Raw genomic sequence first — 20,014 nt, 5'->3', positions numbered from 1 at the left:
CTATCAGCCGCGCGCCGGGCGAATTCCCGGGTCATCCGCCGCACCGGGCTGAGAGTTCGCTGTGCGGGCGACCGGCGGCGGAGGTGGGGACGTGTAGTAGATCTGCCGGGTCCACACCCAGCGCAGCTGGACACCGCTCCACAGCAGCGCACCGGCGATGACCGACCATGCCAGCGCCCGTCGGTCCAGCCAGCCGTCAGCGGGCAGGGCGGACAGCACGGCGTACAGCACCAGCGCCTTGATGCCGAAGGTGCCCAGCGCGGCCGGCAGGGTCCACGTGTCGTCGATCTTGCCGGCCCAGGCAATGACCAGGCCGGACACACAGAAGAACGCCGTGACGATCACCGCGCCCACCAGGATGCCGAGGGCGTCGGACCAACCGGCGAGCAGGCCGGTGACCGGGACGGCGACGGCGGTGACCGCCAGCGCCACCAGCACACCCACCCGCAGGAAGGACAGGTCCCAGGGGGCGTCGCTGCGCGGGCCGGTGGGCTCGGCGAACAGCCCGCTCACCGCCGCACTCCCGCCGGGGTCGAGGAGACGACCGGGGGCGCCGGAGGGGCAGGGGCGGGCGAGGCGGACGGCACGGCGCGCCCGGTCGGGTGGGTCGAGCGGCTGCGTTCCCTCATCGCGGCCAGCTTCGCCTGTCGGGCAGCGATGGCCGCGCGCCGGGCCCGCGGGCTGAGCACCACGACCACCCCGACGACGAGCAGGGCACCGATGACGACCAGGACGTTAGCCGTCCCGCCGGTGATGGACAGCGCGACCGCGCCGAAGCTGAGCAGCGCGGCCCAGAAGTACATGATCAGCACCGCCCGCCGGTGCGAGTGCCCGATCGACAACAGCCGGTGGTGCAGGTGCATCTTGTCCGGGGAGAACGGCGACTGCCCGCGCCTGGTGCGCCGGATCACGGCCATCACCAGGTCGGCGAAGGGGATGAACAGCACGGCGACCGGCACCAGCAGGGGCAGCGCCAGCGGCAGCAGGCTGGCCGCGGAGTCGAAGGTCTGGGGATCTGCCTGGCCGGTCGCCGAGACCGCCGCCGCCGACAGCATCAGGCCCACCAGCATGGAGCCAGAGTCGCCCATGAAGATCCGCGCCGGGCTGAAGTTGTGCGGCAGGAAGCCCAGGCAGGCACCGGCGAGCACGGCAGTGATCAGCGCGGGTGCGCTGGCCACGTCGTCGTAGCCGACCAGCCCCAGGTGGTAGCTGTAGGCGAAGAAGGCCAGCGCGGCGATCGCCGAGACCCCCGCGGCCAGCCCGTCGAGGCCGTCGATGAAGTTCAGCGCGTTGACCGTCAGCAGGGTCAGCAGGATCGTCGCCGGCACCCCGACCGAGGGCCCGAGGATGAGCGTGCCGATGTCGGCGACCGGCAGGAAGAGGTAGAGCAGCTGGACGCCGAAGAGCACCATCACGCCAGCCGCGGCGATCTGGCCGGTGAGCTTGGTCAGCGGGTCGAGACTGAACCGGTCGTCGAGCACGCCGAGCAGGCAGATGACGCCGCCGGCGATGAGCACGCCGATGGTCTGCGAGTCGTCGAAGGTCCGCTGCAGCGCGGGCAGCCGGCCGGCGACCAGGACGGCGGCGGCGACCCCCAGGTACATCGCCACTCCCCCGCCCCGCGGGGTGGGGATGACGTGCACGTCGCGTTCCCGCGGCGCCGCCATCATCCTGAGCCGGACCGCCGCCACCCGGACCACGGGCGTGGCCAGGAAGGTGACCACCGCGGCGGTCAGCAGGACGACGGCGTACTCGCGCACCGGATCAGGCGGAGTAGGAGGCGGGAGCGGGGTAGGCCGGGTGCGCGGCCACGAGCTCGCGGACGCCGACGGCCACCTCGGCGGTCCGGGCACCGGAGGCGTCCCGGATAGCGGTGCCGATGAGCGCGGCGACCGCCTTCATGTCGGTCTCGACCATGCCCTGGGTGGTGACCGCGGGGCTGCCCACCCGGATGCCCGAGGCGATCGAGGCCGGCTGCGGGTCGAAGGGAATGGCGTTCTTGTTCAGCACGATGCCGGCGGCGTCCGCGCGGGCCTCGGCCACCTTGCCGGTGACCAGCTCGCCGGCGTCGTCGGTCACCTCGCGCAGGTCCAGCAGCGCCAGGTGGGTGTCGGTGCCACCGGCCACCGGGCGGAGTCCCTCGGCGGCGAGGCCTGCGGTGAGCGCCTGGGCGTTGGCGATGACCTGGCGGGCATAGACCTGGTATTCGGACTGCAGGCACTCCTTGAGGTTCACCGCCTTGGCCGCGATGGCGTGCATCAGCGGGCCGCCCTGCATCATCGGGAAGGTCGACTTGTCGATGGCCTTGGCGTGCTCGGCCCTGCAGACGATCGCGCCGCCGCGCGGCCCGCGCAGCACCTTGTGCGTGGTAAAGGTGACCACGTCGGCGTAGGGCACCGGCGAGGGGATCGCTTTGCCGGCGACCAGGCCGATGAAGTGCGCGGCGTCGACCATCAGTATCGCGCCGACCTCGTCGGCGATCTCCCGGAAGGCGGCGAAGTCGATCAGCCGCGGGATGGCCGAGCCGCCGCAGACGATCAGCTTGGGTCGGTGTTCGCGGGCCAGGTCGCGCACCTGGTCGTAGTCGATGTGCTCGGTGTCGGGCCGGACGCCGTACTGCACGGCGTTGAACCACTTGCCGGAGAAGGACACCTTGGTGCCGTGGGTCAGGTGCCCGCCGTGCGGCAGCGCCATGCCCAGCAGGGTGTCGCCCGGGGAGAGGAAGGCGCCGTAGGCGGCCAGGTTTGCGCTGGCCCCGGAGTGCGGCTGCAGGTTGACGTGCTCCGCGCCGAAGAGCTCCCTGCCGCGGGCGATGCCGATCTCCTCGGCCCGGTCGACGACCTCGCAGCCGCCGTAGTAGCGCCGTCCGGGATAACCCTCGGCGTACTTGTTGGACAGCGTGCTCCCCAGCGCGGCCAGCACGGCCGGGCTGGTGAAGTTCTCGCTGGCGATCAACTGCAGGCCGCCGCGGAGCCGGTCGAGCTCGTCTAGTACGACGCCGGAGATCTCCGGGTCGAAGCCGGCCAGGGCGTCGAAGTCCGGGCCCCAGTAGGGGGTGGGTGCGGAGGTGCTCATCGCGGCTGCACTCCAGGAACGGGACGACGGTGCGTCGGTGCGGGCGCCCGCGATGCCCGGGCTCGGACGGCGCGGCGGACAGTCAACCGTAACGCTGCAACGTGGCGATGCTTCGCATCGCATCGCGGCCACGTGCCGTCCTCGGTGGCGTGGAGCCGTTTCGTGCGATGACGGCGGGAGCCTCCGGCCCAGCGGTCCGTCAATCCGTGATCCCGGGGACCACCTCGCGCAGCCGGTCGACGTCGATGGCCCCGATCCGCAGCACCCGGGGCGTCGGTGCGGTGCAGTCGACGATCGTGCTGGCCGCCGAGCCCTCCCGCGGGCCGTCGTCCAGGACCACCGCGCCGTGCTCGCCGAGCTGGTAGTCCGCCTGCTGGGCCGTCGTCGCCGCCGGACGCCCGGACCGGTTGGCGCTGGACACCGCCAGCGGCCCGGTGCGGCGCAGCAGCTCCCGGGTCAGGTCGTCGTCGGGTAGCCGGACCGCGACGGTGCCCTCGGCATCGCCGAGGTCCCAGGCCAGCGAGGGCGCGTGCTCGAGGACCAGGGTGAGCCCGCCGGGCCAGAACGCCTCGGCGAGGGCGTGTGCCACCGACGGAACGGTGGTGACCAGGCCGGCCAGCGTGGACGCCTCACCGATGAGCACCGGGACCGGCATGCTGCGGCCGCGGTTCTTGGCGGCCAGCAGCTTCGTCACCGCAGCGGGGGTGAAGGCGTCGGCGGCCACCCCGTAGACGGTGTCGGTGGGCAGGAGGACCAGGTCGCCGCGGGACAGCGCCGCTGCGGCGGCGGCCAGCCCCGCGGTGCGCTGCTCCGGGTCGCTGCAGTCGTAGACGTCGGCCACGGGACCGGAGTCTGTCACTGCGCCTCCCGGCGCTCCGCCCGGCTCAGCCTCGCGGGCCCGGGTCCGGTGCGGCCTCGGCCCCGCCGAGCCGAGCGGTCGTGTACCGCGGCCGGCCGGCCAGGTCAGAATGGTCGGTGACCTCGGTCCACCCGCCGGCGGCGCGCACCAGCGCGGGCAGAGTGCTGCCCTGCTGGTCGGCGTGCTCGATGCCCAGCCAGCCGCCGGGGCGCAGCAGCCGGGCGGCGGTGCGCAGGAGCCCGCGGACGACGTCGAGTCCGTCGGGTCCACCCCACAGCGCCAGCGGCGGATCGTGGTCGGCGACCTCGCGCGGCAACCGGGCGCCGTCGGGGACGTAGGGCGGGTTGGAGACGACGACGTCCACCGAGCCCTCGAGCGCGGACAGCAGCCCGGGGTCGGTCATGTCCCCGGCGAGCACCTCGACCGGGGTGTCCCCGGCGGCGGCCCGCGCGGCGGCGTTGTGCCGGGTCCACTCGATGGCGCCGGCGTCGTGCTCGACGGCGACGACCTGCGCGCCGGGGTGCTCGGAGGCCACCGACAGCGCGATCGCCCCCGAGCCGGTGCCCAGGTCGACCACCCGCGGCGCGTCGAGCCCGGCGATCCGGTCGAGCACCCAGCCGGCGATGAGCTCGGTCTCCGGGCGGGGCACGAAGACCCCCGGTCCGACGGCGAGCTCGACGTGCCGGAACGGCGCCCGGCCGGTGAGGTGCTGCAGCGGCACCCGCGCGGCCCGCTGCTCGATCAGGGCGGCGAACCGCCCGGCGGTGGCGTCGGGTACGTCGTCGAGGGTGAGCAGCCGGGCGCGGGGCACGTCGAGCACGGCGGCCAGCAGGAGCTCGGCGTCCGCCCGCGGGGATTCGACGCCGGCCCCGGCGAGTGTGCGGGCCGCCTGCGCGGCGAGGGTGCGGGCGTTCAGGAGCCGGCCGCCAGCAGCTCGGCGGTGTGCGCCTCGGTGAGCGCATCGAGCACCGGGTCGAGTTCGCCGTCCAGGACGGCGTCCAGGTTGTGCGCCTTGAACCCGACCCGGTGGTCGCTGATCCGGTTCTCCGGGAAGTTGTAGGTGCGCACCCGCTCGCTGCGATCGACGGTGCGCACTTGGCTGCGGCGGTGGTCCGACGCGGTCGCGGCGGCCTCCTCGCGCGCGGCGGCGAGCAGTCGGGAGCGCAGCACCCGCAGCGCGGACTCCCGGTTCTGCAGCTGGCTCTTCTCGTTCTGCGAGCTGACCACGATGCCGCTGGGCAGGTGGGTGATCCGGACGGCGGAGTCGGTCGTGTTCACGCTCTGCCCACCCGGACCCGAGGAGCGGAAGACGTCGATCCGCAGGTCGTTCGGGTCGACGCTGACGTCGACCTCCTCGGCCTCGGGCAGCACCAGGACGCCGACCGCGGAGGTGTGGATGCGGCCCTGGGACTCGGTGACCGGCACCCGCTGCACCCGGTGCACGCCGGCCTCGAACTTCAGCCGGGACCAGATGCCCTCGTCCGTGCGCGACTTCACCGCCACCGCGACGTCCTTGTACCCGCCGAGCTCCGCGCCCACGGCGTCGAGGACATCCGTCGACCAGCCTCGGCGCTCGGCGTAGCGCAGGTACATGCGCAGCAGGTCGCCGGCGAACAGCGCCGACTCCGCCCCGCCCTCCCCCGCCTTGATCTCGAGGATGACGTCCTTGTCGTCATCGGGGTCCTTGGGCAGCAGCAGCTCGGTCAGTCGGTCGTCGAGCTGGGCCACCCGCTGCTCGAGGGCAGTGGCCTCGGCGGCGAAGGAGGCGTCCTCCACGGCCAGCTCGAGCGCGGTGGCCAGGTCGCCGCGGGCCTCCTCAAGGGCGCGGGCGTTCTCCACCAGCGGGGCCAGCTGGGCGTAACGGCGCCCCAGCCGGCGAGCTCGGGCGGCGTCGGCATGCACCGCCGGGTCGGCCAGCTCGGCCTCCAGGGAGGCGTGCTCCTCGAGGGCGTCGGCGAGCCGGTCGGTGCCGGCGTCAGCGTTGCTGCTCACGGTGCACTCCTACGGCAGGCCCGGCCAAAGTGGCCACTTTGGCCGGGGAAACGGGTCCGGACATGACGACGGCGCCTGCGCCGCTCCCGCGAGGGGAGCGGCGCAGGCGCCGTCGGAGGTGCTACTTCTCGGCGTTGACGCCGGTGGTGCGCTTGCCGAACCGCTTCTCGAAGCGGGCGACGCGGCCACCGGTGTCCATGATCTTCTGCTTGCCCGTGTAGAACGGGTGGCAGGCGGAGCACACCTCGACGCTCAGCGCGGGCTGGCCGTAGGTGCTGCGCGTGTGGAACGTGTTGCCGCAACCACAGGTCACCTCGGTGACGGTGTAGTTCGGGTGGATGTCGGCCTTCATGCCGCTCACCCTCTCTCTGCTCGGTCGGTCTGGTTCTGGATCGGTGGCGCAGGCTCGGCCCATCAGTCTCCCAGACGGGAGGACCGGCCGGGCGGGCCGGGGGTCAGTCCTTCTCGCCGACGCCGAGCGTCGTCTTCTGGACCTGCATCAGGAACTCGATGTTGTTGCGCGTCTTGCGCATGCGGTCCAGCAGCAGCTCGATCGCCTGCTGCGGCTCGAGCGCGGAGAGCACCCGGCGCAGCTTGATGATGATCGCGAGCTCGTCAGGAGCCAGGAGGATCTCCTCCTTGCGGGTGCCCGAGGCGTTGACGTCGACGGCCGGGAAGACCCGCTTGTCCGCCAGCCGGCGGTCGAGCTTGATCTCGGCGTTGCCGGTGCCCTTGAACTCCTCGAAGATCACCGTGTCCATCGTCGACCCGGTCTCCACCAGCGCCGAGGCGATGATGGTGAGCGAGCCACCGTTCTCGATGTTGCGGGCGGCACCGAGGAAGCGCTTCGGCGGGTACAGCGCCGTGGAATCGACACCACCGGACAGGATGCGGCCGCTGGCCGGGGCGGCCAGGTTGTAGGCACGCCCCAGCCGGGTGATCGAGTCCAGCAGGACGACGACGTCGTGCCCCATCTCGACCAGGCGCTTGGCCCGCTCGATGGACAGCTCCGCGACCGTCGTGTGGTCCGACGGCGGCCGGTCGAAGGTCGAGGCGATGACCTCGCCCTTCACCGAGCGCTGCATGTCGGTGACCTCTTCGGGCCGCTCGTCGACGAGCACGACCATCAGGTGGCACTCGGGGTTGTTCGTGGAGATCGCGTTGGCGATCGCCTGCAGCACCATCGTCTTGCCCGCCTTGGGCGGGCTGACGATCAGCGCACGCTGCCCCTTGCCGATCGGCATGACCAGGTCCATCAACCGGGTGGTCAGCAGGTTCGACTCGGTCTCCAGCCGCAGGCGTTCCTGCGGGTAGAGCGGCGTGAGCTTGGTGAACTCCGGCCGGTCGCGGGCCTGCTCGGGGTCCAGGCCGTTGACCGAGTCGAGGCGGACCAGCGCGTTGTACTTGTCCTTGCGCTCGCCCTCCCGGGGCTGGCGGACCGCACCGGTGATGGCGTCACCGCGGCGCAGGCCGTGGCGGCGCACCTGGGACAGCGATACGTATACGTCGTTCGGGCCGGTCAGGTACCCCGAGGTCCGGACGAAGGCGTAGCTGTCGAGCACATCGAGGATGCCGGCGACCGGCAGCAGGACGTCGTCGTCGCTGACCGTGGGCTCGCTGGGCTCGAAGCGCTCCCGGCCCCCGCCGCCGGCGTTGCCGCCGCGACGGTTGCGGTCGCGGTAGCGCCGGCCGCGGCGACGGCCGTTGCCGTCGAACTCGTCGTCGTCCTCGTCGGGACGGCCGGCGTCGTTGCGGCCGCCGTCGCTGCGGCCCACGTCGCTGCGGCCCACGTCGTTACGGTTGCCGTCGGGACGGCCTCCGTCGCGGTTGCCGTCGCGATTGTTACGGCCGCTGCGGCCGCGCTCGGCGCGGTCGCCGGTCTCGCCGTCGCCCCCGCCGGTGCGGTTGCGGCCGGCGCGCTCCTCGGAGTCGTGGTTGCCGTCGGCACGGGGGCGCTCGTCGCGCTTGGCGCCCTCACGGGTGCGGTCCTCGGCGGCAACGCCCTCGCGGCCGGCACCGTCGCGGGCACCGTCCCGCTCGACGCGGTCACGGTTGCCGCGGGTCCGCTGCGGGCGCTCGGGACGCTCACCCTCAGTGTGGCCCTCGGCCGGCGCCGTGTCCGGAGGGGACTCGGTGCGGGTCTCGGCGCCGGCGGCGGGAGCCGCGGCGCCCGGGGAGTCGGTGCTCCCATTGTCGGCGTCCGCCATCGGCGCGCCGGCCGGACGGCTGGCGGTCCGGCGACGGCGCCCCGTCGGCGCCTCGGCGGGAGCGTCGGCCGCGGTGTCGGCACCGCCGGCTGCGGCGCCGTTGACCGACCCGTTGACGGGTCCGCCGTTGCCGCCTCCGCTGATCGGCGCCTCCAGCGGCGCGGCCGTAGTGGTCACACCCCCGGTGACGGGGCTGTCGGCCGCGCGGTCGGAGCGCGGCGCGGGGGGGGTGGGTGCGGTGACCTGCGCCGGCGCCGGGCCGGACGGCCCGCCCACCTGGCGCTCGGAGATGGCGGCGACGAGGTCGCTCTTGCGCATCTTGCCGGTGCCGGCAATGCCCAGTTCACCGGCCAGGCGCTGCAGCTCGGGCAGCAGCATCCCGGACAGTCCGCTGCCTCGACGACGGGAACGGCTGGCCGCTCCGGTGTCGGCAGCTACCTCGTTCGACGGGGCGTCGACGAGGTCGGTGGTCTCACTCACGTACAGGTCCTTCCCTGCGGTGACCTGCGCCTACCAGCGCAGGGGGTGATCCGGTCCCGGACCATAGGAGCCAGCTGTTCGACTCGTGGCGTCGATCGGGATAACACGAATCTGTGGATGCGGGGCGAGGACGAGCGGCGACGGATCGTCCCGTCTGCAACGCTCCCGCGTGGAGCAACGCCCGGAGGCGGCTACGTCGTCAGCCTAGACACAAGCCGACAGTGCCCACAACACCGTCTGCCACCAGTGTCTTCCAGGCGGTCAGAACGATACCGCATCGTGATCAGCGGGCAGCGGGGTGACCGCCGCGCCGGTGTGGTCGACCGGCAGCGGCAGGCAGCGCCACCCCGGCGGGGTGTACCCGGCCAGCTCCCGGACGGCGGCAGCGGACACCGCGTCGCCGGCGTGCTCGCCGGTGGTCAGCTGCGCGAGCACCAGCACGCTGGGCCCGGCGCCGGAGACGGCGGCGGCGTGCCCGTCAGCCCGCAGCCCGGCTACCAGCGCGGCACTCTCCGGCATCGCCGGGGCACGCTGAGCCTGGTGCAGCCGGTCCTCGGTCCCCTCGAACAGCAGCGCCGGGTCGCGGGTGAGGGCGTGTACGAGGAGCGCGGCCCGGCCGGCGGCGTGCGCGGCGTCGGCGTGCGGGACGGTGGCCGGCAGCAGCCCCCGCGCCACGTGCGTGGACAGCGTCGCAACAGGTACGAACAGCACCGGGGCGATCCGCGGGTCGACCGACAGCCGTTCGGCGCGGGCGCCGGCCGACGTCGTCCAGGACAGCGTGGCCCCACCCAACAGGCAGGCGGCGACGTTGTCCGGGTGGCCCTCCATCTCGGAGCAGAGCCGCAGCACCGCTGCGTCGTCGACCCCGACGACGTCGGGGCACAGCGCCCACGCGGCCAGGACGCCGGCGGTGACCGCCGCGGCCGAGGAGCCCAGCCCGCGGCCCTGCGGCACCTCGTTGCGGGCGGACAGGCGCAGACCTGCCGGCGACCAACCGAGCTCCACGCACGCCGCCCGGAAGGAGCGCACAACCAGATGTGACTCGTCGGTGGGCAGCTCCCCCGCCCCGGTGCCGCTGACCTCGACGGCCAGCCCGCCGTCGGTGACGACGACGTCCAGTACGTCCCAGCAGCTCAGCGCCAGGCCGGCGCAGTCGAAACCGGGACCGAGGTTGGCGCTGGTGGCGGGCACCCGGACGCGCACCGCCGAGCCGGAAGCCGCCACTAGAGGCCGAGCTGCGCGGCCGCCGTGGCGGCGTCGACCGGGATCGTCACCGGCGCGGGGGCGCCGGAGATGGCCCACTCGGGGTCCTTGAGGCCGTTGCCGGTGACGGTGCAGACCACCCGCTGACCCGGGGCCAGCTCGCCTGCCGCCGCCACCTGCAGGAGCCCGGCCACCGACGCCGCGGACGCCGGCTCGACGAACACCGCCTCGGTGCGGGCGAGCAGCTTGTAGGCGGCCAGGATCGCCCGGTCGGTGACCGCGTCGATCCGCCCGCCGGAGGAGTCCCGGGCTTCCAGCGCCTTGGTCCAGGACGCCGGGTTGCCGATCCGGATGGCGGTGGCGATCGTGCTGGGCTGCTCGACGACCCTGCCGGTGACGATCGGGGCGGCGCCGGCGGCCTGGAACCCCCACATCCGCGGCGTGCGGGTGGCCGGACCGTCCGCGGCGTACTCGCGGTAGCCCTGCCAGTACGCCGTGATGTTGCCGGCGTTGCCGACCGGCAGGCAGTGCACGTCCGGGGCGTCGCCGAGGACGTCGACCACCTCGAACGCCGCGGTCTTCTGTCCCTCGATGCGGTACTGGTTGACGCTGTTGACCAGGCTGACCGGGTAGTCGATCGCCAGCTTGCTGGCCAGCGCGAGGCAGTCGTCGAAGTTGCCCTCGACCTGCAGCAGCTTGGCCCCGTGCACCAGCGCCTGGGCCAGCTTGCCGCTGGCGATCTTGCCCTGCGGCACCAGGACGGCGCAGACCAGCCCCGCGCGCGCGGCGTAGGCGGCGGCGCTGGCGCTGGTGTTGCCGGTGGAGGCACAGATGACCGCCTTGGCCCCCTCCTCAACGGCCTTGGTGATCGCCATCGTCATCCCGCGGTCCTTGAACGACCCGGTCGGGTTGGCGCCCTCGACCTTGAGGTAGACCTCGCAGCCGGTACGCCGGGACAGCTCCGGCGCCGGCACCAGCGGGGTGGCACCCTCCTGCAGCGTCACCACCGGGGTCGACGGGCTGACCGGCAGCCGGTGCCGGTAGGCCTCGATGAGCCCCGGCCAGAACGGCGATACGGCGCCCCGCAGGATGTTCGCCCCGGTCATGACCAGATCACCTGTTCGCTTCCGCGGAGCGCTCCGCGCCTCGCTCGCTCCGTCACAGGTCGCCTCCGCGGTCGCTCCGCTCCTCGTTCGACGCCACGGGTCGCCTCCGCGGTCGTTCCGCTCCTCGCTCGCTGGCGCTCGCTGAGATGCTCGCTCCCTGTCGGCTCCGGGCAGCTCACTCTTGGTCGGCTCATCCGCTCGCTGCGATGCTCACGCTTCTGTCCGCTCACAACCCCTCCACACGCAGCACGCTGGTGACCCCCCGGACGGCGGCCATCCCGCGCAGCCGCTCCACCGTCGTCGCCAGGGCGGCGTCCGGGGCGCGGTGCGTGACGATGACCAGGGTGGCGGCGTCGCCGTGCCCGTCCTGGCGGACGGTGGCGATGCTGACCCCTTGGGCGGCGAACTCACTCGCGACCGTGGCCAGCACACCCGGCTTGTCGGCCACGTCGAGGCTGACGTGGTAGCGGGTCGGGGTCTCGGCCATCGGCCGGGTCAGCAGCCCGGCGTAACCGGTGGCCCCCGGGCCGGCGGCACCGGACACCCGGTTGCGAGCCACCGCCACCAGGTCGCCGAGGACGGCGCTGGCGGTGGGCTCACCGCCGGCGCCCTGCCCGTAGAACATCAGCTGCCCCGCGGCCTCGGCCTCGACGAACACCGCGTTGAACGCCCCGTTGACCGCGGCGAGCGGGTGCGAGGTCGGGATCATCGCCGGGTGCACCCGCACCGAGATGGAGTCCCCGGAGCCGTTGCCGTTCGGCACCCGCTCGCAGATGGCCAACAGCTTGACGGTGCAGCCGATCTCGGCGGCCCGGGCGACATCGGTCGCCGACACCGCCGAGATGCCCTCGCGGTAGACGTCGGCGGCGGTTACCCGGGAGTGGAAGGCCAGCGAGGCGAGGATCGCGGCCTTGGCTGCGGCGTCGAAGCCGTCCACATCGGCGGTCGGGTCAGCCTCGGCGTAGCCGGCCTCGGTCGCCTCGGCGAGCGCTTCGCCGAAGCCGGCGCCGGTCTCGGCCATCGAGGACAGGATGTAGTTCGTCGTCCCGTTGACGATGCCGACCACCCGGCGCAGCTGGTCGCCGGCCAGCGACTCGCGCAGCGGGCGGAGCAGCGGGATGGCGCCGGCGACGGCCGCCTCGTAGTAGAGGTCGACACCGGCGGCCGCCGCGGCGGCGTGCAGCGCGACGCCCTCGTCGGCCAACAGCGCCTTGTTGGCGCTGACCACCGACTTGCCCGCGGCCATCGCCGCCAGCAGCAGGGTGCGGGCCGGCTCGATGCCGCCGATCACCTCCACCACCAGGTCGACGTCGGGGCGGGCGACCAGCGCGTGCGCGTCGGTGGTGAGCAGGCCGGCGGGCACGCCGGGATGCCGGTCGGGCCGGCGGACGGCGACCCCGGCGACCTCGATCGGGCGGCCGATCCGGGCGGCCAGGTCCGCGCCCTGGTCGGTGAGCAGCCGCAGCACCGCGCTGCCGACGGTGCCGCAGCCGAGCAGCGCGACCCGCAGCGGCGTGCTCGACGGTCCCGTCATGAGCGGGTCCCGGCGGCGAGCTCGGGCGCCGGCTGGTCGATGACCGGAGACGGGGCGGGCATGTGGGCGAGGACGGCGTCGAGGGCGAACACGTCGGACAGTGTCTGACGGCGCACCAGCTCAGTGGCCACGCCGTCCCGGACGGCGACCACCGGCGGCTTGAGCAGGTAGTTGTAGTTGCTCGCCATCGACCAGCAGTAGGCCCCGGTGGCCGCTACCGCGAGCAGGTCGCCGGGGACGACGTCGGCGGGCAGCCACAGGTCGCGCACCAGGATGTCGCCGGTCTCGCAGTGCTTGCCCACGACCCGGCACAGCGCCGGTGGGGCGTCGGAGTCCCGGTTGGCCAGCACGCAGGTGTAGGCGGCGTCGTAGAGGGCGGTGCGGATGTTGTCGCTCATCCCGCCGTCCACCGACACGTAGTTGCGTACCAGCGGGGTGCCCGGGGCGCCGCTGGCGCCCAGCCGCACCGGCTTGATCGTGCCGATCTCGTAGAGGGTGACCGTGCCCGGGCCGGCGATCGCCCGGCCCGGTTCGACGGCCAGCCGCGGTACGGGCAGTCCGAGCTCGGCGCACTCGGCGGCCACGATGGTGCGTAGCTTAGCCGCGACGTCGCCCGGGGCGACCGGGTCGTCCTCGGGCAGGTAGGCGATGCCGAAGCCGCCGCCGAGGTTGAGCTCGGGGAGCACTCGACCGGTGGCGTCGCGGATGGCACCCATCAGCCCCACGACCCGGTGCGCCGCGGCCTCGAAGCCGGCGGTGTCGAAGATCTGCGAGCCGATGTGGCTGTGCAGCCCGGCCAGTTCCAGCGCCGGGGAGTCGCAGACCCGGCGGGCGGCGGCCAGCGCGTCGCCGGTAGCCAGCGAGAAACCGAACTTCTGGTCCTCGTGGGCGGTGGCGATGAACTCGTGGGTGTGCGCCTCGATGCCCACGGTGGCCCGGATCAGCACCGGGACCGGGCGGCCCCCGGCGGAGACCCGCGCGCTGGCCAGTGGCACCAGCCGGTCGATCTCGTCGAAGGAGTCCAGCACGACGTGCCCGATGCCGGCGTCGACCGCCAGCTGCAGCTCCACGAGGGACTTGTTGTTGCCGTGCAGCGCGATCCGGGGCGCCGGGAAGCCGGCGGCCAGGGCCAGGGCCAGCTCGTTGCCGCTGCAGGCGTCCAGGTGCAGGCCGTCCTCGGCGACCCAGCGGGCCACCTGGCCGCAGAGGAAGGCCTTGGAGGCGTAGTGCACGTCGGCGCCGGCGAACGCGCCGGCGAAGTCCGCGGCCCGGCCGCGGAAGTCGCCCTCGTCCAGCACGAACAGCGGGGTGCCGTGCTCGCGGGCCAGCTCGGTAACGGAGCGGCCGCCCAGGTGCAGCTCGCCGTCGACCCGCCGCGCGGAGCGGGGCCAGACCTGCGGGTCGAGCGCGCCCAGATCGGCCGGTGCAGGCCCGGTGGCCGGCGGCGGCGCGATGCCGGCATGCAGCGGACCTGCGGGGTGCGCCCTCACATCCGCTCCGGGGCGTGCACGCCCAGGACGGCGAGCCCGTTGCGCAGCACCGTGGCGGTCGCCGCACACAGCCACAGCCGGGCGGTGGTCAACGTGGTGGCCTCCTCGTCGCCGCGCGGCAGCACCCGGCAGGCGTCGTAGAACCGGTGGTAGGTGCCGGCCAGCTCCTCCAGGTAGCGGGCCACCCGGTGCGGGGCGCGCAGCTCCGCGGCGGAGGCCACCACCTGGGGGAACTCCGCGATCGCGCGCAGCAGGTCGCTCTCGCGCTGGGTCGCCAGCAGGGCGGGGTCGACGTCGGCGGGCTCGCCGAGGACCAACCCCAGGTCGCTCGCCGCCCGCAGCAGCGAGGCGATGCGGGCGTGCGCGTACTGGACGTAGAAGACCGGGTTGTCGCTGGTCTGCCGGCTCCACAGGTCCAGGTCCAGGTCGATCTGCTGGTCGATCGAGGCCCGGGCCAGCGCATAGCGGGCGGCGTCCGCGCCGATCGCCTCGACCAGGTCGCCCAGGTTGATGACGTTCCCGGCACGCTTGCTCATCCGGACCGGTTCCCCGCCCTTGACCAGGTTCACCAGCTGGCCGATCAGGATCTCCAGATTGGTGTCCGGGTCGTCGCCGAAGGCGGCCACCAGCGCCTTGTACCGGCCGACGTAGCCGGTGTGGTCGGCGCCCAGCATGATCAGGACCTTGTCGAAACCGCGCTCCCTCTTGTTCAGGTAGTAGGCGCAGTCGGCGGCGAAGTAGGTCGGCTCGCCGTCGCCCTTGACCAGCACCCGGTCCTTGTCGTCGCCGAACGTCGTCGTCCGCAGCCAGATCGCGCCGTCGGCCTCGAAGACGTGGCCCTGCTCGCGGAGCCGGGAGATCGCCTTCTCCAGCGCGCCGGCCTCGTGCAGGGTCCACTCGCTGAAGTAGACGTCGAAGACCACGCCGAAGCCGGACAGCGAGCTGCGAATCTCCACCCACATCAGCTCGACCCCGCGGGACCGGAACACCGCGAGCTGCTCGTCGTCGGCGCGCTCCGCCAGCCCCGGCTCGGCGGCCACGACCTCGGCGGCGATGTCGTCGATGTAGGCCCCGGCGTAGCCGTCTTCCGGGACCGGCCGGCCCTGCGCCGCGGCCTGCAGGCTGCGGGCGAACCGGTCGATCTGGGCGCCGGCGTCGTTGAAGTAGTACTCCCGGGTGACCTCTGCGCCGCTGCTCTCCAGCAGCCGGCCGAGCGCGTCACCCACGGCCGCCCACCGGACGGCGCCGATGTGCACCGGGCCGGTCGGGTTCGCCGAGACGAACTCCAGGTTCAGCCGCTGCCCGGCGAGCATCTCGGTCCGGCCGTAGGCCTTCCCGGCGGCGACCGCCTGCAGGGCCACCTGACCCAGCGCTGCCTTGGCCAGCCGCACATTGAGGAAGCCGGGGCCGGCGATGTCGACGGCGTCGATGCCCGGCTGTTGGCGCAGCTCGGCGGCGATCACCTCGGCGACCTCCCGCGGCGGTCGGCCGGCGGCCTTGGCGAGTCGGAGTGCGAGGTTGGTGGCGTAGTCGCCGTGCTCGGGGTTCTTCGGCCGGTCGACCACGACGTCATCGGGGACGGCGACGGCGAGTGCGCCGCGCTCCACGGCCGAGGCCACGGCAGAGCGGACGACGTCGCGGAGCTGCTCGGGTGTCACCTGGTGATCGTACTGACCCGCCGGGTCCGCCCGACCGGCGCGCAGGGGCCGTCGACCTGCGGTGACCGGGGAGGCACAGGCAGCGCACCTACGCTCGCCCCGCCAGGCGGGAGAAGCCCGTGCGGGACGAGGGCGCGCGCAGCGCCCGGCACGACAGGAGTGGCAGTGGCCAAGGACCCCAAGCCCGAGGACAGCCGCGCTGCCCGCGGCTTCACGCCCCGGGGGTCCAGCGCCGCCGGCAAGAAGCCGCCGCAGCGCGGGCGCACGCGCCCGCCGGCCAACGTGGTGACCGCCCAGAAGCCGTGGGGGCTCATCGCCGGTGCCGTGGCCGTCGTCGTCTTCGCCGCCGCCGTGCTCACCTACGCCGTGGTGCAGGTCAACCGGTCCAACGCCGATCGGGTGACCTCGGCCGACCAGATCGCGGGCCTGCAGACCTATGACTACGCCGCCGGCCAGGACCACGTGTCCACGCCGGTCACCTACACGGAGTCCCCGCCGGTCGGTGGCGCGCACGACCCGGAGTGGGCCGACTGCACCGGCACCGTCTACGACGTCGACATCCGGCACGAGAACGCGGTGCACAGCCTGGAGCACGGGGCGACCTGGATCACCTATGACCCGGACACCATCAGCGACGACGACCTGGCTACCCTGGAGGACGTCGTGCGGGGCAACTCCGGTCTGATGCTGTCCCCCTACGACGGCCTCGGCTCGACGATCAGCCTGCAGTCGTGGAACCACCAGCTGGCGGTCGACTCGGCCACGGACCTCCGGGTCCAGCAGTTCGTGGACTTCTTGACCAAGAACGCCGACGTAGCGGGTCACTACCCCGAGATCGGCGCCAGCTGCGAGAACCCCACCTTCATCAGCGACCCGCTGGTGGAGGGCCACAGCAGCCGGTCGGCGACGTCCACCGACGTGGCCACCGACGCACCGACCACCCCGACCGCCACGACCCCGGCGCCCTGAGCGACATGACGCACCCCACGGCCGCGCGGGATGACGCGGCACCCCCGCCGCGTCGCCGGCTCACCACGGCGCTGCTCGCCGTGATCGCGGTCGGCCTGCTCGTCGCCGGTGGCGGCCTGGCCGTGGGACTGGGCATCGGGCGGACGGAGACACCGGCGGCGGACTCGGTGGACGCCGGGTTCGCCCGCGACATGAGCCGGCACCACCTGCAGGCGGTGGAGATGGCCAACCTGACGCTGCAGCGCACGCAGGACGCCGAGGTGCGCCGGCTGGCCTTCGACATCTCGGCCACCCAGACCAACCAGGTAGGCCGGATGCAGGGCTGGCTGTCGCTGTGGGGGCTGCCGCCTTCCGGCAGCAAGGTCATGGCCTGGATGAGCGCCGACGCCGATTCCATGCCCGACGCTGCCGCGGCGGCCGACGGCGCGGTGATGCCCGGCATGGCCACCGAGGCCGAGCTGGCCGAGCTGCGCTCGCTGTCGGGCACGGAGCTGGACGTGCGGTTCCTCAAGCTGATGATGCGGCACCACCAGGGCGGGCTGGAGATGGCGCAGTACGGGCACGCGCACGCCACCCAGCCCGCCGTCCGCACCCTCGCCCGGTCGATCGCCGAGACGCAGGCGGCGGAGACCGCCACGATGGAGGACATGCTTCGGGCCCGCGGCGCGGCGCCGCTCCCGGCGCCCTGAGCCCCCCGCCGGGGCACCCGTTCCCGGCTGGTAACGTCCCTGCCGCGCCGCGCGAGAGCGGGGCGACAGCACCACAACGCGGCACGAGCCCCCGTAGCTCAGGGGATAGAGCACTGCCCTCCGGAGGCAGTGGCGCAGGTTCGAATCCTGCCGGGGGCACTTGACAAAATGCCTGGTCGGAGCGGGGATAGCCCGCTCCGACGGGCTCGGTCGAAGAACAAGACGATGAGTCTGTAGTCCTCGCGTCGCCGTTCGCTCAGTCTCCGGTGCTTGCTGACGGGCTGGCCTACAGGAGCCGCGCAGGCCTCGGCGAGCCGCTCGACCTCCGCGTGGGTCAGGTACTGACGCTCTTCGGTGACCACTCGCGGAAGGTTGACGCCGGTGGCCGCGTTCCGCGCCAGCCGACCGTCCTTCACCGCCATGGTCAGCACCAGGGAGAGGACCCGGTGCACCTTGCGCACGGTCGCGGGCGACCGCGCCGCCGCGAGCCTGGCCACCCAGGACTGGACGTCGGCGTGTGAGACGTCGGCAAGGCGCACCCTTCCCCACTGCGGGTCGATATCCTTCCGCAGGATGCCGGCGTAGCGCTCGAGGGTCGACGGCTTGAGGTGCGTCTGGTCAGCGAGCCAGCGGACCGACCACTCACCGACCGTGAGGCGACCCAGGGATGGGTCGGCGAACGACCCGCTCAATTTCGCCGACTCCACAGTCGTCAGGAACCGCTCGGCGTCCCCCTTGCGCGTGAAGGACTTGTTCCGCTGCTTCCCATCCGGCGTGCGGTAGTGGGCGCGCCAGATCGTCCGCCCGTCGCGGACTCGTTTCTCTACGCTGCTCACGCTCGCCGGCTCCGTGGGCCGGCCGGCATGTCGCCGGGTCTGGAGCGGGGCGCCAGGATGGCGGCCATCGCACCGTCCTTCCTCGTCGGTCGCTGCGGTCTTGTCAGGAGGAGGCCACCCGCGCCTCAAGTGCCTCGCGGGCGAGTTGGGAGATGGTCTTGCCCTCGCGGGCGGCGATCTCGGCGGCGCGGTCGCGGACGCTGGGCGTAACGCGGAAGACGATGCGCGGGGACGTGGCCGCCTCTCCGGTCAGGGATGGCCGTCCGCCGCGACGCCGCACTTCCTCCACGATCGCCGCGGCCTTCTGCTCGGTCAGCCGGCTGCCGTCTGGAAGGCGTACGTCCTCCTCGTCGAGGTCGACGTCGGGTCCCAGCGGAGTGCTGGTCGTGACGGGGGGTGGGGTGCGCTTGGCCATGGGCTTCATCCTCGGAGCTGGGTCGGCATGACGTGGATGACGAGGAGAGACGGCGCCGCAGGCTCCGTCGACAGCGGAATCGCGATGATCTCCAACTCTCGGCCTCGTTTGTCGCGTCCGATGTAGAGCCAGGCGTCGGTGCCGTTGGCGGTGGTGACCAGCGTCGGTTCGGTGCTGGCCATGACGTGCCGTGCGGAGGCTTTGCCGATGCGGTGCCTGCGCGCGGACTGGGTGAACCGGATCTCCGCCCCGCCACTATTGTCTGACACAAGCGCCTCGTCAAGGCCGGGCGGGGGCGCCCTGGTTGTGCTGAGTGTTGATCCAGGCTCGGAGGTCGTTTGCGGCGGTAGAGGACGCGGCGGCCGAGGGGGAAGCTGCGTGGGCCGGTGCCGAGGTGGCGCCAGTAGCGCAGGGTGCCGACGGGGGCGCGGAGGAGTTCGGCGGCTTCGGCGATGGTGAGCAGTTCCGGCTCCCTGTCTGCAGTGAGGTCGCGGACGCGGCTGGCGGTGTGCTCGGGCATGGCTGGCTCCGGGGCTGGTCGAGCGTGGTTGGCGGTGCACTACAGAAGGCGTCATTTCCCGGTGAGTGCTGACAGCCGACAACCAGTTCCCGCAGCTGTCCTCCGGTCGTTCTCCTGTGGCGGCGTCCACCCCGCCGCGCGCCCGCACGAAGGCCCGTGGTCAACGCCCCAGCCGGGGCACGGCGCCGGGACGGCTATCGGACCGCCCAAGGTATTCCGGCTGCGGGCGTGGCACGCCCGACGTCGAGGTGGCCTGCCGCGGGGCGGGGGTGCCCCGCTGGCGGCGCTCGGTGTCGCTCCGGGCTCGCCAGGCGTCGTGTTGCTGGGCGAGCCCGTCGACCGGCTGGGCGAGGATGGCGGGCTCGGTCGTGAGGGTCGCGATGCGCGCCCGGGTGTCGGTCAGCTCCTGGTGCGCGGCGGCGATGCCGCGCTCGAGGTCGGCGAGCCGCCGCTCGGGGTCGGGGGTCCGAACCGGTCGAGTCGCTCGCTGCGTTGCCGGCGGCCCTCGGCCAGGGTGCGTCGGGCGTTGTCGTGCGCCTGCCGCGCTGCGTCGGCGGCGGCGTGCAGCGCCGCGTGTTAGGGGTGGGCGTCTGCGGCGGCGCGGCGGGCGACGGCGTCCAGCGCCCTCCACAGCGCGGGCCGGTCATCGATCCAGCTAGAGCGTGTCTGCCAAAGATTGGCGGGTTGGTGGGCGACGCTGGACGAATGTTGCGTACCGACGAGATCCCGGACGAGTTGTGGGAGTTGATCCAGCCGGTGCTGCCTGCCGGCGGTCATCAGGGCCGGCCGTGGAATGACCACCGACTGACGCTCGAGGCGATCATCTGGCGGTACCGCACCGGGTCGCCGTGGCGTGACCTGCCCGATCACTTCGGCGCGTGGCAATCGGTGTGGGAACGCCACCGTCGCTGGTCTGACGACGGCACCTACGTGCGGATGTTCGCCGCGGTGCGCGCCGCAGCCCCTGAGCGCGATGAGCAG

General features: G+C 73.2%; 18 protein-coding genes, 1 tRNA gene and 2 pseudogenes. 4 read left to right on the top strand and 17 right to left on the bottom strand.

Translation table 11 applies throughout. The features are described from left to right. Positions 1 to 3: 3 nt before the first annotated feature. From BLW04_RS03420 to argS, 13 genes are all read right to left on the bottom strand, one after another. Positions 4 to 513 carry a hypothetical protein gene (locus BLW04_RS03420; RefSeq protein WP_091537399.1) on the bottom strand — a complete coding sequence of 170 codons (510 nt, stop codon included), beginning with the start codon at positions 511 to 513 and terminating at the stop codon, positions 4 to 6. Beyond that, a complete protein-coding gene (locus BLW04_RS03415; protein ID WP_091537398.1) occupies positions 510 to 1,760 on the bottom strand; it encodes a glycosyltransferase family 4 protein in 1,251 nt (416 codons plus the stop codon). The genes BLW04_RS03420 and BLW04_RS03415 overlap by 4 nt, the downstream gene beginning before the upstream one ends. A 4-nt stretch (positions 1,761 to 1,764) precedes the next feature. Beyond that, positions 1,765 to 3,075, bottom strand: coding sequence for a serine hydroxymethyltransferase (glyA, locus tag BLW04_RS03410; RefSeq protein ID WP_091537397.1), 1,311 nt, complete (start codon positions 3,073 to 3,075; stop codon positions 1,765 to 1,767). Between the two features lie 199 nt (positions 3,076 to 3,274). After that, positions 3,275 to 3,934, bottom strand: a complete 660-nt coding sequence (locus tag BLW04_RS03405; protein ID WP_254781010.1) for an L-threonylcarbamoyladenylate synthase — start codon at positions 3,932 to 3,934, stop codon at positions 3,275 to 3,277. A 25-nt stretch (positions 3,935 to 3,959) separates the two neighbouring features. Next, complete coding sequence (gene prmC / locus BLW04_RS03400; RefSeq protein ID WP_091537395.1) at positions 3,960 to 4,850, bottom strand: peptide chain release factor N(5)-glutamine methyltransferase; 891 nt, start codon at positions 4,848 to 4,850, stop codon at positions 3,960 to 3,962. Further along, a complete protein-coding gene (gene prfA / locus BLW04_RS03395) occupies positions 4,847 to 5,926 on the bottom strand; it encodes a peptide chain release factor 1 (RefSeq protein WP_091537394.1) in 1,080 nt (359 codons plus the stop codon). Before prfA ends, prmC begins: the two co-directional genes overlap by 4 nt. Before the next feature lie 121 nt (positions 5,927 to 6,047). Beyond that, positions 6,048 to 6,278: a 50S ribosomal protein L31 gene (gene rpmE / locus BLW04_RS03390; protein ID WP_091537393.1), complete on the bottom strand. Its 231-nt coding sequence runs from the start codon at positions 6,276 to 6,278 to the stop codon at positions 6,048 to 6,050. 103 nt (positions 6,279 to 6,381) lie between these two features. Then, entirely contained in the window at positions 6,382 to 8,613 is a 2,232-nt protein-coding gene (gene rho / locus BLW04_RS03385) for a transcription termination factor Rho (RefSeq protein WP_091537392.1), read from the bottom strand. 261 nt (positions 8,614 to 8,874) lie between these two features. Further along, complete coding sequence (gene thrB, locus BLW04_RS03380) at positions 8,875 to 9,804, bottom strand: homoserine kinase (RefSeq protein WP_217630820.1); 930 nt, start codon at positions 9,802 to 9,804, stop codon at positions 8,875 to 8,877. A gap of 32 nt (positions 9,805 to 9,836) precedes the next feature. Next, positions 9,837 to 10,922: a threonine synthase gene (gene thrC / locus BLW04_RS03375; protein WP_091537389.1), complete on the bottom strand. Its 1,086-nt coding sequence runs from the start codon at positions 10,920 to 10,922 to the stop codon at positions 9,837 to 9,839. Positions 10,923 to 11,148: 226 nt separating this feature from the next. Continuing rightward, positions 11,149 to 12,456, bottom strand: coding sequence for a homoserine dehydrogenase (locus tag BLW04_RS03370; protein WP_091537387.1), 1,308 nt, complete (start codon positions 12,454 to 12,456; stop codon positions 11,149 to 11,151). Continuing rightward, positions 12,453 to 13,946 carry a diaminopimelate decarboxylase gene (lysA, locus tag BLW04_RS03365; RefSeq protein ID WP_091537385.1) on the bottom strand — a complete coding sequence of 498 codons (1,494 nt, stop codon included), beginning with the start codon at positions 13,944 to 13,946 and terminating at the stop codon, positions 12,453 to 12,455. Before lysA ends, BLW04_RS03370 begins: the two co-directional genes overlap by 4 nt. Beyond that, positions 13,943 to 15,604, bottom strand: coding sequence for an arginine--tRNA ligase (gene argS, locus BLW04_RS03360; RefSeq protein ID WP_091537383.1), 1,662 nt, complete (start codon positions 15,602 to 15,604; stop codon positions 13,943 to 13,945). The genes lysA and argS overlap by 4 nt, the downstream gene beginning before the upstream one ends. A gap of 165 nt (positions 15,605 to 15,769) precedes the next feature. Here argS and BLW04_RS03355 point away from each other — a divergent pair, with 165 nt between their 5' ends. The 3 genes from BLW04_RS03355 (at position 15,770) to BLW04_RS03345 (ending at position 17,421) form a co-directional block, all read left to right on the top strand. Continuing rightward, on the top strand, positions 15,770 to 16,573 hold the full coding sequence (locus tag BLW04_RS03355; RefSeq protein ID WP_091537381.1) for a DUF3105 domain-containing protein: 804 nt from the start codon (positions 15,770 to 15,772) through the stop codon (positions 16,571 to 16,573). 5 nt (positions 16,574 to 16,578) lie between these two features. Then, on the top strand, positions 16,579 to 17,262 hold the full coding sequence (locus BLW04_RS03350) for a DUF305 domain-containing protein (protein ID WP_091537378.1): 684 nt from the start codon (positions 16,579 to 16,581) through the stop codon (positions 17,260 to 17,262). Between the two features lie 87 nt (positions 17,263 to 17,349). Next, positions 17,350 to 17,421 (top strand) — tRNA-Arg (locus tag BLW04_RS03345). A gap of 233 nt (positions 17,422 to 17,654) precedes the next feature. On the opposite strand, the pseudogene BLW04_RS29450 reads toward BLW04_RS03345, so the two are convergent. The 4 genes and pseudogenes from BLW04_RS29450 to BLW04_RS28010 all read right to left on the bottom strand — a co-directional run. Beyond that, positions 17,655 to 17,969, bottom strand: a pseudogene (locus BLW04_RS29450) (N-terminal phage integrase SAM-like domain-containing protein); the annotation flags it as partial. Positions 17,970 to 18,201: 232 nt separating this feature from the next. Continuing rightward, complete coding sequence (locus tag BLW04_RS03330) at positions 18,202 to 18,513, bottom strand: hypothetical protein (protein ID WP_091537374.1); 312 nt, start codon at positions 18,511 to 18,513, stop codon at positions 18,202 to 18,204. A gap of 5 nt (positions 18,514 to 18,518) precedes the next feature. Further along, positions 18,519 to 18,695 (bottom strand): hypothetical protein, encoded by a 177-nt coding sequence (locus BLW04_RS26500; RefSeq protein WP_175483888.1) that lies wholly within the window; start codon positions 18,693 to 18,695, stop codon positions 18,519 to 18,521. Positions 18,696 to 18,792: 97 nt separating this feature from the next. After that, positions 18,793 to 19,033: pseudogene (locus BLW04_RS28010) on the bottom strand (helix-turn-helix transcriptional regulator). Positions 19,034 to 19,738: 705 nt separating this feature from the next. Here BLW04_RS28010 and BLW04_RS03315 point away from each other — a divergent pair. After that, on the top strand, positions 19,739 to 20,014 hold a 276-nt coding region (locus BLW04_RS03315; RefSeq protein WP_139306710.1), incomplete at its 3' end, for a transposase.

This window comes from Modestobacter sp. DSM 44400 (assembly GCF_900107175.1).
In the GTDB taxonomy this organism is placed as follows: domain Bacteria; phylum Actinomycetota; class Actinomycetes; order Mycobacteriales; family Geodermatophilaceae; genus Modestobacter.
The sequence above is the reverse complement of the archived record's forward strand: the minus strand, read 5'-3'. Positions and strand labels throughout refer to the sequence as shown.